Here is a 13478-nt window from a genome sequence, read left to right as displayed (position 1 = left end):
AGTATGACGGACGTTGCGAAGCAGGTCGAGACCGTCACGCTCACCATCGACGGCGTCGAGGTCACCGCGCCGAAGGGTGCGCTGCTGATCCGGGTCGCCGAGCAGCTCGGCATCGAGATCCCCCGGTTCTGCGACCACCCGCTGCTCGCCCCGGCCGGTGCCTGCCGGCAGTGCCTGGTCGACGTGGAGGGGCAGCGCAAGCCGGTCGCCTCCTGCACCCAGACCGTCGCCGACGGCATGGTGGTCCGCACCCAGCTCACCTCCCCGGTCGCCAAGAAGGCGCAGGAGGGGATCATGGAGCTGCTCCTGGTCAACCACCCGCTCGACTGCCCGATGTGCGACAAGGGCGGCGAGTGCCCGTTGCAGAACCAGGCGATGTCCACCGGCCGCACCGACACCCGCTTCCACGAGCCCAAGCGGGAGTACGAGAAGCCGGTCAACATCTCCAGCCAGGTCCTGCTGGACCGGGAGCGCTGCGTACTCTGCCAGCGCTGCACCCGGTTCTCCGAGGAGATCGCCGGGGACAAGTTCATCGACCTGATGGGCCGGTCCAGCGCCGAGGAGATCAACGTCTACCGGGACGAGGTCTACGGCGGCGAGGAGGGCGACGACGGGGACGTCCCGTTCAACTCGTACTTCTCCGGTAACACCGTGCAGATCTGCCCGGTCGGCGCGCTCACCGGTGCGCAGTACCGGTTCCGGGCCCGCCCGTTCGACCTGGTCTCCACCCCGAGCGTCTGCGAGCACTGCTCGGCCGGCTGCGCCCAGCGCACCGACCACCGGCGCGGCAAGGTGATGCGCCGGCTGGCCGGCGACGACCCGGCGGTGAACGAGGAGTGGAACTGCGACAAGGGCCGCTGGGGCTTCCGGTACGCCTTCGCGAACGAGCGGATCACCTCCCCGCTGGTCCGGGACGCCAGGACCGGTGAGCTGCGCGAGGCGTCCTGGAGCGAGGCGTTCGCCGTCGCCGCCGACGGGCTGCGCGCGGCCCGGGACGCCGGCTCCGGCGTCGGGGTACTGACCGGCGGCCGGCTCACCGTCGAGGACGCGTACGCGTACGCCAAGTTCGCCCGGGTGGCGCTGAACAGCAACGACATCGACTTCCGGGCCCGCCCGCTCTCCGCCGAGGAGGCCCAGTTCCTGGCCAGTACGGTGGCCGGGTCGACCGAGGTGACCTACGCCGACGTCGAACGGGCGCCGGCCGTGGTGATCGCCGGGCTGGAGCCGGAGGAGGAGTGCCCGATCCTCTTCCTGCGGCTGCGCAAGGCGTACAACAAGCGCGGGCTGAAGGTGCTGGCGCTGGCCCCGTTCGTGAGCCGGGGGCTCGCCAAGATCGGCGCGACGGTGCTCACCGCCGCCCCCGGTGACGAGGCGAAGCTGCTCGCCGGGCACGCCCCGGTCGCCGACGCGCTACGCCAGCCGGGCGCGGTGCTGCTGGTCGGCGAGCGGCTGGCCAGTGTGCCGGGCGGGTTCTCCGCCGCCGCCGAGCTGGCCGAGCGTACCGGCGCCAAGCTGGCCTGGGTGCCGCGCCGGGCGGGCGATCGCGGCGCGGTAGACGCCGGCTGCCTGCCCAACCTGCTGCCCGGCGGGCGCCCGGTCACCGATCCGGCCGCCCGGGCCGAGCTGGCCGGTGTCTGGGACGTGGCCGCCGGGGTCATCCCGAGCGGGCCCGGCCGGGACACCGACGGGATCCTCGCGGCGGCTGCCGCAGGCGCCCTCGGCGCGCTGGTGGTGGCCGGGGTCGACCCGGCCGACCTGGCCGACCCGAGGCTCGCCGACACGGCGCTGGAGAAGGTGCCGTTCCTGGTCAGTCTGGAGCTGCGGCACAGCGCGGTGACCCGCCGCGCCGACGTGGTCTTCCCGGTCGCCCCGGTGGTGGAGAAGGCCGGCAGCTTCCTCGACTGGGAGGGCCGGCTACGCACCTTCGACGCGGTGCTGAACACCCCGGCGATGACCGATGCCCGGGTGCTGGACGCGATCGCCGCCCAGCTCGACGTGCGGCTCGGCACCGGCGACGTGAACAGCGTCCGGCGCGAGCTGGGCTCGTTGCCGGCGACCGCGGCCAACCGGACCGCGGCCCCGGCCGTCGAGCCGGCCGCGCCGGTCCGGCCCGGCCCCGGCGAGGCGATCCTGGCCACCTGGCACCAGCTCGTCGACGCCGGCACCCTGACCGAGGGCGACCCGGCGCTCGGCGGCACCGCCCGGCCGCCGGTGGTCCGGCTCGGCAAGGCCGCCGCCGAGGCGCTCGGGGTGGCCGAGGGCGACCCGGTGACGGTCGGCACCGACCGGGGCGCGCTGACCCTGCCGGTGGAGATCACGGACCTGCCGGACGACGTGGTCTGGCTGCCCACCAACTCGCCCGGCGCGAGTGTGCGGCGCAGCCTCGGCGCGACGTCCGGCGCGGTCGTCCGGCTCACCGCCGGCCCGGCCGCACCGGTCGCCGCCGACGCGGCCGGCCAGCCCGGACCGCTGTTGAACAGCGCTGGAGGGGGAACCCGATGAACCTGGTCCACCTCGCCCAGGATCCGACGCTGCAGGACTTCGGCAAGGATCCGTGGTGGCTCGTCCTGATCAAGATCGTGGGGGCGTTCGTCTTCGCGGTCCTGGCGACGCTGCTCGGGGTCTGGTTCGAGCGCCGGGTGGTGGCCCGGATGGCGCAGCGCCCCGGCCTGAACCAGATCGGCCCGTTCGGGCTGCTGCAGACCCTCGCCGACGGCCTCAAGATGGCCTTCAAAGAGGACATCCTGCCGAAGTCGGCCGACAAGGTGGTCTACTTCTTCGCGCCCACCATCTCGGTGATCAGCGCCGTCACCGCGCTGTCGGTGGTGCCGTTCGGCCCGATGGTGAGCATCTTCGGCGAGCGGACCCCGCTACAGGTCACCGACGTCTCGGTGGCCGTACTCGTGCTGCTGGCCTGCTCCTCGATGGGCGTCTACGGCATCGTGCTCGGCGGCTGGGCCTCCGGCTCGACCTACCCGCTCCTCGGCGGGCTGCGGTCCAGCGCCCAGATGATCTCGTACGAGGTGGCGCTCGGCCTGAGCATCGTCGCGGTCTTCATGACCGCCGGCACGATGTCCACCAGCGGCATCGTCGCGCAGCAGGCCGACGGCACCCGGCTCAACCTCTTCGGCGCGGTCGACCTGCCCGCACCGGGCTGGTACGCCATCCTGCTGCTGCCGAGCTTCGTCATCTTCTTCATCTCCACCGTCGGTGAGACCAACCGGGCGCCGTTCGACCTGCCCGAGGCCGAGTCGGAGCTGGTCGCCGGCTTCATGACCGAGTACAGCTCGCTGAAGTTCGCGCTCTTCATGCTCAGCGAGTACGTCGCGATGGTGACGATGTCGGCGGTCACCACGACGCTCTTCCTCGGCGGCTGGCGGGCACCCTGGCCGATCACCCTCTGGGAGGGCGCGAACTCCGGCTGGTGGCCGCTGCTCTGGTTCATGGGCAAGGTCATCGGCCTGGTCTTCGTCTTCATCTGGCTGCGCGGCACGCTGCCCCGGCTCCGCTACGACCAGTTCATGCGGCTCGGCTGGAAGGTGCTGCTGCCGATCAACCTGGTCTGGATCCTGGTGCTGGCCGGCATCCGCACGCTGCAGAAGGAGGACGTGTCGGACTCGTACCGCTACACGTTCATCGCGGGTGCGGTGCTTGTCGTCCTGCTGGTGACACTGCTCTGGCCGAGCAAGAAGCAACCGCCGCAGCGGACCCTCCAGGAGAAGGTCAACCGGCGGCCGTCCGGCAGCTTCCCACTGCCGCCGATGGACCTGGCGGTGCCGCCGAGCCCCCGGATGCGGCGGACCGTCGCCGAACGGGAGCCGGCCAACGTGGGAGCCGGACAGCGCTCGGGCGGAGCGCAGCCGCCCGGCGCCGGGCAGCCGGCGGACGCCGGAAACGACGAGAAGGAGGTGTGACGTGGGCGCGATCACCGGGTCTTTCAAGGGTTTCGGGGTCACCTTCTCGCACATGTTCAAGAAGGTCGTCACCACCGACTACCCGTTCAAGCCGCCGGTCTCCGCCCCGCGCTACCACGGGCGGCACATCCTCAACCGGCACCCGGACGGGCTGGAGAAGTGCATCGGCTGCGAGCTGTGCGCCTGGGCCTGCCCGGCCGACGCGATCTACGTCGAGGGTGGCGACAACACCGAGGAACAGCGCTTCTCGCCGGGCGAGCGGTACGCCAGCACGTACCAGATCAACTATGCCCGGTGCATCTTCTGCGGGCTCTGCATCGAGGCCTGCCCGACCCGCTCGTTGACCATGAGCAACGAGTACGAGCTGGCCCGGGACAACCGCAAGGACCTGATCTTCACCAAGGAACAGCTGCTGGCGCCGCTGCTGCCGGGGATGGAGCAGCCGCCGCACCCGATGCGGCTCGGTGACACCGAGAAGGACTACTACGTCGGTGCACTGACCAACCCGGGCACCTCGGCCGGCGCCGAGCGGGCGCCCTGGTCCGAGACCGGCACGGTCGACGGTTCCGGCGCGACGGGAGAGACGGCGTCATGACCGGACAAGCGGTGCTCGCCGCCGCCGGTGGGGTGACCGGCGGGGAACAGGTGGTCTTCTGGATCCTGGCCCCGCTGGCCCTGATCGGCGCGATCGGCATGGTCTGGGCCCGCAACGCGGTGCACTCCGCGCTGTGGCTGGTGCTCACCATGCTCTGCCTGGGCGTCTTCTACGTGATCCAGTCCGGGCCGTTCATCGGCCTGGTGCAGATCATCGTCTACACCGGCGCGATCATGATGCTCTTCCTGTTCGTGCTGATGCTCGTCGGCCGGGACGCGTCGGACTCGCTGATCGAGACGCTGCGCGGGCAGCGGGTCGCGGCGATCCTGCTCGGCCTCGGCTTCGGCGCCCTGCTCGCCACCGGGATGTGGCGGGCGCTCGGCCAGGCCGACGCGGTCGGCCTGGAGCAGGCGAACGCGAACGGCAACGTGCAGGGCATCGCCGCGCTGCTCTTCACGAAGTACGTCTTCGCCTTCGAGATCACCTCGGCGCTGCTGATCACGGCGGCGGTCGGTGCGATGGTGCTGGCGCACGTCGAGCGGCGCCGGCAGGACCGGATGGACCAGATCGCCACCATGAAGGCCCGGTTCCGCCCCGGCAACTACCCGGGACCGAAGCCCGGCCCCGGGGTGTACGCCACCTCGTCCTCGGTCGCCACCCCGGCCCGGCTGCCCGACGGCGGCCTGACCGAGCGGAGCGTGCCGCGGATCCTGCCGCAGCGCGAACTCTCCGCCGAGGAGACGGCGCTGAAGGGGACGGAGAAATAAGATGTCGGACTTCCTGTCGGTATCGCCGAACCACTACCTGATCCTCGCCTGCCTGCTCTTCACCATCGGCGCGGTCGGGGTGCTGATCCGGCGCAACGCGATCGTCCTCTTCATGTGCATCGAGCTGATGCTCAACGCGGCAAACCTCGCGCTCGTCACGTTCAGCCGGATCAACGGTGACCTGAACGGTCAGATCATGGCGTTCTTCGTCATGGTGGTGGCCGCCGCCGAGGTCGTGGTCGGGCTGGCGATCATCATGACGATCTTCCGTACGCGGCGCTCGGCGAGCGTCGACGACGCCAACCTGTTGAAGTACTAAGAGGGGCCCACCAGTGGAACATTCTGTGGAGTACGCCCACGCCACGGGGTTGCTGGGCAGCGTGTGGCTGCTGGTGGCCATCCCGCTGGTCAGCGCGGCCATCCTGCTGCTGCTCGGCCGGCGTGCCGACCGGTGGGGGCACTGGCTCGGCGTGGCCAGCGTCGGCGCCATCTTCGTGCTCGGCCTGTCCTACTTCTTCGCGCTGCGGGGCCTGGCGAACCGCTCGGTCGAGCTGAGCCTCTGGGACTTCATCGCGGTCGGGGACCTGCGGGTCGACTTCGGACTGCTCTTCGACCCGCTGGCCGCGGTCTTCGTGATGCTGATCACCGGCGTGGGCTTCCTGATCCACGTCTACGCGGTCGGCTACATGTCGCACGACGCCGGCCGGCGGAAGTTCTTCGGGTTCTTCAACCTGTTCGTCGCGGCGATGCTGCTGCTGGTGCTCGGCAACAACTACGTGATGCTCTACGTCGGCTGGGAGGGCGTCGGCCTGGCGTCGTACCTGCTGATCTCGTTCTGGCAGGACCGGCCGAGCGCGGCCACCGCCGGCAAGAAGGCGTTCCTGATGAACCGGGTCGGTGACGCCGGCCTGGCGATCGCGATCTTCATCATGTTCGCCACCCTGGGCAGCACGCAGTACGCCGACGTCTTCAACGGCGCCGACGACCTGGCCGCCGGTACGGTGCTGGTGCTCGGCCTGCTGCTGCTGCTCGGCGCGACCGGCAAGTCCGGCCAGTTCCCGCTCCAGGCGTGGCTGCCGGACGCGATGGAGGGCCCGACCCCGGTCTCCGCGCTGATCCACGCCGCCACGATGGTGACCGCCGGCGTCTACCTGATCGCCCGGTCCAACCCGATCTTCTCGCTCGACCCGACGCTCCAGACGATCGTAGTCAGCGTCGGTGCGCTCACCCTGCTGATGGGCTGCGTCATCGGCGCCGCCAAGGACGACATCAAGCGGGTGCTCGCCTGGTCGACGGTGAGCCAGATCGGCTACATGTTCCTCGGCGTCGGCCTCGGCGGCGGGGCGTACGCGCTGGCCATCATCCACCTGCTGGCGCACGGCTTCTTCAAGGCCAACATGTTCCTCGGGGCCGGCTCGGTGATGCACGGGATGAAGGACCAGGTGGACATCCGCCGGTTCGGCGGGCTGGCGAGGTACATGCGGATCACCTGGATCACCTTCGGGCTCGGCTGGCTGGCGATCATCGGCATGTGGCCGTTCTCCGGCTTCTTCACGAAGGAGCCGATCATCGTCGAGGCGTTCGCCCGGGACGACTGGACCGCCTGGCTCTACGGCGGTGCGGCCCTGCTCGGCGCCGGGCTGACCGCCTTCTACATGACCCGGCTCTTCGTGCTCACCTTCCACGGGCCGAAGCGGTGGACCGAGGACATCGAGCACCCGCACGAGTCTCCGCTGGTCATGACCGTGCCGCTGATCCTGCTCGGCATCGGCTCGGTGGTCGCCGGTGGGCTGATGGCGACCCCGGTCGCCAGTTGGCTGACCCCGGTGCTCGGGCACGGCGAACACCACGAGCCGGTGCTCTCGCACACCGTGATCACAGTGCTCTCGCTGCTGCTCACCGTGCTCGGTGCCGGCCTGGCCTGGCTGCTGTTCCGCAACGGCACCGCGCTACAGGAGCAGCCGGCCGGGCCGGTGGTCCGGGCGGCCCGGCGCAACCTCTACACCGACGCGTTCAACGAGGCGGTCTTCGAGAAGCCGGGCATCTTCCTCACCCGGGCACTCGTCTTCCTGGACAACCGGGGCATCGACGGGCTGGTGAACGCGCTCGCCGCCGGGGTCGGCGGCGGCTCCGGCCGGCTGCGCCGGCTGCAGACCGGCTTCGTCCGGTCGTACGCGACGTCCATCCTCACCGGCGCCGTGCTGGTGGTGGCGGCATTCCTGGCGGTCCAACTGGGGTGGTTGGCGTGACCGACCGCAACCCACCGGCCGCCCTACCGCACCGGCCGGGCGACCTCGACCGATCGGGCACCCACGACGGAGGTAAGGCCGAATAATGTCCGACTTCCCCTTCCTCTCGGTGCTCACCGTCGCACCGCTGGTCGGTGCGCTGGTGGTGGTCTTCCTGCCGGCCAGCCGGGGCGAGCTGGCCAAGCGGATCGCGCTCGGCTGGTCGCTCGGCGTACTGGTGCTCAGCGTCTTCATGTGGATCGCCTTCGAGGCCGGCGGCGACCGGCTCCAGTTCCGCGAGTCGTACTCGTGGATCCCGCGCTGGGGGGTGAACTTCACCTTCGCCGCCGACGGCATCGCGCTTGTCATGCTGATGCTGATCGCCCTGCTCGTCCCGCTGGTGATCCTCGCCTCCTGGCACGACGCGGAGAAGTCCAAGCGGTCCGTGCCGGTCTACTTCGCGCTGCTGCTCTTCCTCGAGTGCACGATGATCGGCGTCTTCGCCGCCGCCGACGTCTTCCTCTTCTACGTGTTCTTCGAGATCATGCTCGTCCCGATGTACTTCCTGATCGGCAGCTACGGCGGCCACCAGCGGCAGTACGCGGCGGTGAAGTTCTTCCTCTACTCCCTGGTCGGTGGCCTCTTCATGCTGGCCGCCGTGATCGGCCTCTGGGTGGTCGGCGGCAAGACCTTCGACTGGCAGGCACTGACCCAGGTGGACATCTCCACCGGCACCGAGCGCTGGCTCTTCCTCGGCTTCTTCCTCGCCTTCGCGATCAAGGCGCCGTTCTTCCCGTTCCACACCTGGCTGCCGGACGCCGGTGGCGCCGCGCCGGCCGGTGCCGCCGCGCTGCTGGTCGGGGTACTCGACAAGGTCGGCACCTTCGGCATCCTGCGGTACTGCCTGCCGCTCTTCCCCGAGGCGTCGAAGTGGTTCGCCCCGTACGCCATCGCGCTGGCACTGATCGGGATCATCTACGCGGCCCTGCTGGCGGTCGGGCAGAACGACCTCAAGCGGCTGGTCTCGTACACCTCGATCGCGCACTTCGGTTTCATCGGGGTCGGGCTCTTCGCCTTCACCACCCAGGCCGGCACCGGCGCGGTGCTCTACATGGTCAACCACGGCCTCGCCACCGGCCTGCTCTTCCTGGTCGTCGGCATGTTCGTCGCCCGGCGCGGCTCCGCGCTGATCACCGACTTCGGCGGCGCCGGCAAGCTGGTACCGCTGCTCGCCGGGGTGTTCTTCTTCGCCGGTCTCGCCTCGCTGGCGCTGCCCGGCACGGCGCCGTTCATCTCCGAGTTCCTGGTGCTGATCGGCACCTACACGGTGAACAAGCCGGTCGCGATCATCGCCACCGTCGGGATCATCCTGGCTGCCGCGTACGTGCTCTGGATGATCCAGCGGACCACCCAGGGCACGCTCAACCCGGCGCTGTCCGGGGTCGAGGGAATGCGCCGGGACCTGTCGGTGCGGGAGAAGGTCGTGGTCGCCCCGCTGATCGCGCTGCTGCTGCTGCTCGGCTTCTATCCCAAGCCGGTCACCGACGTCATCAACCCCGCCGTCCAGGCCACCATGGAGCAGGACCTCGGCAAGCAGGACCCGGCGCCGACGGTGGGCACCGTCCAGGAGGCACACCGGTGAGCCGGCTGCCAGTCGCGTACGTAAGGAAGGTCCGCTGATGGATCTCAAGCTGCCGGACATCGACTACGCGGCTCTGGCACCGATCCTGGTGCTCTTCGGAGCCTCCGTGCTCGGCATCCTGGTCGAGGCGTTCGTCCCCCGGAAGAGCCGGCACTACACGCAGCTCGTGCTCGGCCTGCTGGCCGTGACCGGCGCACTCGTCGCGGTGGTGCTGAACGCGCGGGACCGGTTGGTCACCGCCGGCACGGCGGTCGCGGTCGACGGCCCGACGCTCTTCCTCCAGGGCTCGATCCTGGTGCTGGCCGCGATGGCGCTGATGCTGATCGGCGAGCGGTCGGTGCAGCGCGGCGGCGCGTTCGTCGCGCACGCCGCGGTCACCGTCGGCTCGCCGGAGGACCAGCGGCAGGCGGCCGACGAGGGCGGTGCGACCGAGGTCTACCCGCTGACCCTCTTCGCCGTCTCCGGCATGCTGCTCTTCGTCGCCGCGAACGACCTGCTGACGATGTTCATCGCGCTGGAGGCGTTCTCGCTGCCGCTCTACCTGCTCTGCGCGCTGGCCCGGCGCCGACGGCTGCTGAGCCAGGAGTCGGCGCTGAAGTACTTCCTGCTCGGCTCGTACGCCTCGGCGTTCTTCCTCTTCGGCATGGCGCTTGTCTACGGCTTCACCGTCGGTGCCGGTGGCAGCAACTCCGGTGGCGGGGTCGACTTCGCCACCATCCGGACCGCGGTCACCGACTCGGGTGCCAGCGAGGTGCTGCTCTTCGCCGGGCTGGCGCTGCTCTCCATCGGCCTGCTGTTCAAGATCGCGGCTGCGCCGTTCCACGTCTGGACCCCCGACGTCTACCAGGGCGCCCCGACGCCGATCACCGGCTTCATGGCCGCCTGCACCAAGGTCGCCGCGTTCGGCGGTCTGCTCCGGGTGCTGCACGTCGGGTTCTCCGGGGCGAGTTGGGACTTCACTCCGGTGCTCGGTGCCGTCGCGGTGCTGACCATGGTGGTCGGGGCGGTGCTGGCGGTCACCCAGACCGACATCAAGCGGCTGCTGGCGTACTCCTCGGTGGCGAACGCCGGCTACCTGCTGGTCGGCGCCCTGGTGCTCTCCAAGGACGGCCTCTCCGGCACGATGTTCTACCTCGTCGCGTACGGCTTCACCGTGCTCGCCGCGTTCGGCGTCGTGACCCTGGTCCGGGACGCCGACGGCGAGGCGACCCACCTGTCCCGGTGGGCCGGGCTGGGCCGGCGGTCCCCGCTCTACGCCGGGATCTTCACCTTCCTGCTGCTTGCCTTCGCCGGCATACCGGCCACGAGCGGTTTCACGGCCAAGTTCGCGGTCTTCGGGGCGGCCCTGGACGCCGGGCAGGCCTGGCTGGTGATCGCCGGCGTGCTGACCAGCATGATCCTCGCCTTCCCGTACCTGCGGGTCGTGGTGCTGATGTGGCTCTCGGAGCCCGGTGAGTCCACCCCGGCGGTGTCACTGCCGGGCGGGCTGACCGCGGCGGCGCTGATGATCGGCGTCGTCGCCACCCTCGTGCTCGGGGTCGCACCGGAACCGCTGCTGGATCTCGCCAACGGCGCCGCCGAATTCGTCCGATGACCGGTCACCCCCACGCCCGTACCGAGCGCAACCGCCCCAGACCGGGGGTCGGCCGGCGGGTGTGGCATGGTTGAAGGCGTGGGGGGAACGGCTGGTGGCATCGCGGGGTTGAGGCTCGACACGATCGGGCTCGAATTCGCCGATGCCCATCTCGAGGCATCGGTGGCCGCTGTGCTGGCCAGGGTCGAGGCTGAGCTGCGGGCCACCGTGTCCAGCGCCGACCCGATGGTGGACGAGGCTGCCCGGCACCTGGTGGACGCGGGCGGCAAGCGGTTCCGGCCGCTGCTGGTGGCGCTCGGCGCCCAGTTCGGTGATCCGACCGCCGCACACGTCGTACCGGCGGCGGTGGTGATGGAGCTCACCCATCTGGCAACGCTCTACCACGACGACGTGATGGACGAGGCGCCGGTGCGCCGGGGTGCGCAGAGCGCCAACTCCCGCTGGGGCAACTCGGTGGCGATCCTGGTCGGCGACTACCTCTTCGCCCGGGCCGCGGACATCGCCGCCGACCTCGGCACCGAGGCGGTCCGGTTGCAGGCCCGGACCTTCGCCCGGCTGGTGCACGGGCAGATCGCCGAGACGGTCGGCCCGCGCGACGCCGACCCGGTCGGGCACTACCTGAACGTGATCGCCGAGAAGACCGGTTCGCTGATCGCCACCTCGGCCCGGTTCGGCGGCATGTTCGGCGGCGCCCAGCCGGCCCAGATCGAGGCGCTGGCCGGGTACGGCGAGACGATCGGGGTCGCCTTCCAGCTCTCCGACGACCTGCTCGACATCGCCTCCGAGTCGGTGCAGTCCGGCAAGACCCCCGGGACCGATCTGCGGGAGGGCGTGCCGACCCTGCCGGTGCTGTACGCGCTCGCCGCCGACGACGGCGACGCCGCCTCGGTGCGGCTGCGCGAGATCCTCTCGCTGGGCCCGGTCACCGACGACGCCCTGCACACCGAGGCGCTCGGGCTGCTCCGCGAGTCTCCGGCGCTGAAGCGGGCCCGGGAGACGGTCCGCAGCTATGCCGAGGAGGCCCGCTCCCGGCTCGCCCCGCTGCCCGACACGGCCCCCCGGCAGGCCCTGGAATCGCTCTGCGACTTCATCGCCGACCGCACCGGCTGACCCGTACCGCGCCCTTCATCGCCCCACGCACCGGCTGACGGACATCCTGCGACTCACCGCTCACCGCCTCACCGCACCCGGCTGACGGACGTTCCGCGCCTTACCGCCCGCCGGGCCGGCTGACGGGCGTTCCGCGCCTTACCGCTCACCGCACCCGGCTGACGGGCGTCCTGCGCCTTACCGCCCGCCGGGCCGGTTGGCGGGCGTTCCGCGCCGTGCCGCCCAGCGCACCGGCCGACGAGGTGTCGGGACGGACGCCGGCCTGTCGTCTGCCGGGGTGGCCGGGTCTTCTCGGGCCGGCGGCGGGTCCTGCGCGGCCCGGCGGCGCAGCGCGCTGAGCAGCATCCGGCGGCCGGTCAACATCAGCCCGGCGGCGAGCAGCATCGCGGTCGCCGCGACCAGCCACATCGTCGGGTACCCGAGGTGGTCGGCGAGGGCGCCGAGGCCGAACGGGCCGAGGCAGCCGCCCGCGTACACCCCGGTCTGGGTGATCGAGGTGGCCGTGGTCGGCGCCTGCGGATGCAGCCGGACCACGGCGAAGTTGAGCAGCCCGGGCCAGGCCCAGCCCATGGCGAAGCCGAGTACCACGCCGGTCACCAGGGCCGGCGGGGCGGCCAGGTGCAGCAGGGCCAGCCCGACCGCCCCGCCCACGAGCAGCGCGGCGACGGTGTTCAGATGGCCGCCGGAGCGGCGGTCGGCGAGCCAGCCCATCAGCACCCGGGCGACCAGGCAGACGGCGCCGCCGAGGGTCAGCAGCAGCCCGGCGAGCCCCGGGGAGAGTCCTCGGACGGCCGCCGAGTCGACCAGGAAGGTGCCGAGCGCGTTCGCGGAGCCGGCCGCCAGGGTGCCGGCCACACCGAGCACGGCCAGCGCCCCGGCGGCCCGCTCGCCGCGCCGCCGCGCCGGGTCCACCTTCGGCGCCGGACCGTCGGGTACGACCGGCAGCACGGCCAGCGCGAGGACGGCGGCGGCGACGAACGCCCAGCGCCAGCCGACGGTGAGCGCCACGGCGGGTACGGCGGCACCGGCCAGCAGCGTTCCGGCCGGGATGGCGGCCTGCTTGATCCCGAACGACAGTCCCTGCCGGCCGGGCCGCACCCGGTGTGCCAGGGTGGCGTTGCTGGCCATCTGGCCCAGCGGGTTCGCCGGGGCGACCACGGCCAGCAGGACGAGCAGCACCGGGTAGGAGCGGGCCACGGCGGCCACCGCCAGCATGGTGGCGGCGACCAGCAGCAGGCTGGCCCGGGCCACGGTGGTCGGGCCGTACCGCTCGACGAGGGCGCCGGACGGGACGGAGGCGAGCGCGCTCACCCCGAAGTAGACGGCGACGGCCAGCCCCAGCCCGGCGGGGGAGAAGTCGAGTTCGGCACCGAGCTGCACCGCGAGTCCGCCGATCAGGAAGACCGGCAGTACCCCGGCCACCGTGACGGCGGTGGCGGCGAGGACGGTACGGGCGGGACGGCCGGAGGTTACCGCCGGCGGGGTGTTCTCTATTAGATCGGCCATTTGGGACGAGCCTACGCGAGCCGCCCGTATGAACCGTTCGTGTCCGTGGCTGCACGCACGGTCGCCGTAGATCTGGCATCCTCAATCCGATCGGGCATTTCGCAGGCGCCCGGTTTTTCATA

The 13478-nt window shown here is 71.2% G+C and carries 10 protein-coding genes; 9 read left to right on the top strand and 1 reads right to left on the bottom strand.

The genetic code is table 11. The features are described from left to right. The first annotated feature begins 3 nt into the window (after positions 1 to 3). The 9 genes from ACN28A_RS11605 (at position 4) to ACN28A_RS11565 (ending at position 11850) form a co-directional block, all read left to right on the top strand. Positions 4 to 2502, top strand: a complete 2499-nt coding sequence (locus ACN28A_RS11605; RefSeq protein ID WP_421394901.1) for an NADH-quinone oxidoreductase subunit G — start codon at positions 4 to 6, stop codon at positions 2500 to 2502. 2 nt (positions 2503 to 2504) lie between these two features. After that, complete coding sequence (gene nuoH, locus ACN28A_RS11600; RefSeq protein WP_421404310.1) at positions 2505 to 3914, top strand: NADH-quinone oxidoreductase subunit NuoH; 1410 nt, start codon at positions 2505 to 2507, stop codon at positions 3912 to 3914. Position 3915: 1 nt separating this feature from the next. Next, positions 3916 to 4509: an NADH-quinone oxidoreductase subunit NuoI gene (gene nuoI, locus ACN28A_RS11595; protein WP_421394899.1), complete on the top strand. Its 594-nt coding sequence runs from the start codon at positions 3916 to 3918 to the stop codon at positions 4507 to 4509. After that, a complete protein-coding gene (locus ACN28A_RS11590; protein WP_278064775.1) occupies positions 4506 to 5276 on the top strand; it encodes an NADH-quinone oxidoreductase subunit J in 771 nt (256 codons plus the stop codon). Before nuoI ends, ACN28A_RS11590 begins: the two co-directional genes overlap by 4 nt. Before the next feature lies 1 nt (position 5277). Further along, complete coding sequence (gene nuoK, locus ACN28A_RS11585; protein WP_278064774.1) at positions 5278 to 5595, top strand: NADH-quinone oxidoreductase subunit NuoK; 318 nt, start codon at positions 5278 to 5280, stop codon at positions 5593 to 5595. A 13-nt stretch (positions 5596 to 5608) separates the two neighbouring features. Further along, on the top strand, positions 5609 to 7525 hold the full coding sequence (nuoL, locus tag ACN28A_RS11580) for an NADH-quinone oxidoreductase subunit L (protein ID WP_421394898.1): 1917 nt from the start codon (positions 5609 to 5611) through the stop codon (positions 7523 to 7525). Positions 7526 to 7610: 85 nt separating this feature from the next. Next, positions 7611 to 9146, top strand: a complete 1536-nt coding sequence (locus ACN28A_RS11575) for an NADH-quinone oxidoreductase subunit M (RefSeq protein WP_421394896.1) — start codon at positions 7611 to 7613, stop codon at positions 9144 to 9146. A 34-nt stretch (positions 9147 to 9180) separates the two neighbouring features. Further along, positions 9181 to 10740 carry an NADH-quinone oxidoreductase subunit NuoN gene (gene nuoN / locus ACN28A_RS11570; RefSeq protein ID WP_421404308.1) on the top strand — a complete coding sequence of 520 codons (1560 nt, stop codon included), beginning with the start codon at positions 9181 to 9183 and terminating at the stop codon, positions 10738 to 10740. 66 nt (positions 10741 to 10806) lie between these two features. Then, the gene (locus ACN28A_RS11565; RefSeq protein WP_421394894.1) at positions 10807 to 11850 is read left to right on the top strand and encodes a polyprenyl synthetase family protein; all 1044 of its coding nucleotides are present in this window, start codon (positions 10807 to 10809) and stop codon (positions 11848 to 11850) included. Positions 11851 to 12027: 177 nt separating this feature from the next. On the opposite strand, the gene ACN28A_RS11560 is transcribed toward ACN28A_RS11565, so the two are convergent. After that, positions 12028 to 13356 (bottom strand): MFS transporter, encoded by a 1329-nt coding sequence (locus ACN28A_RS11560; protein WP_421394892.1) that lies wholly within the window; start codon positions 13354 to 13356, stop codon positions 12028 to 12030. Between the last annotated feature and the right edge of the window lie 122 nt (positions 13357 to 13478).

The sequence above is a fragment of the Plantactinospora sp. WMMB782 genome (assembly GCF_049179135.1).
Classification (GTDB): domain Bacteria; phylum Actinomycetota; class Actinomycetes; order Mycobacteriales; family Micromonosporaceae; genus Plantactinospora.
Note: the sequence above shows the minus strand (reverse complement) of the source record. Positions and strands in the feature narration are given on the sequence as shown.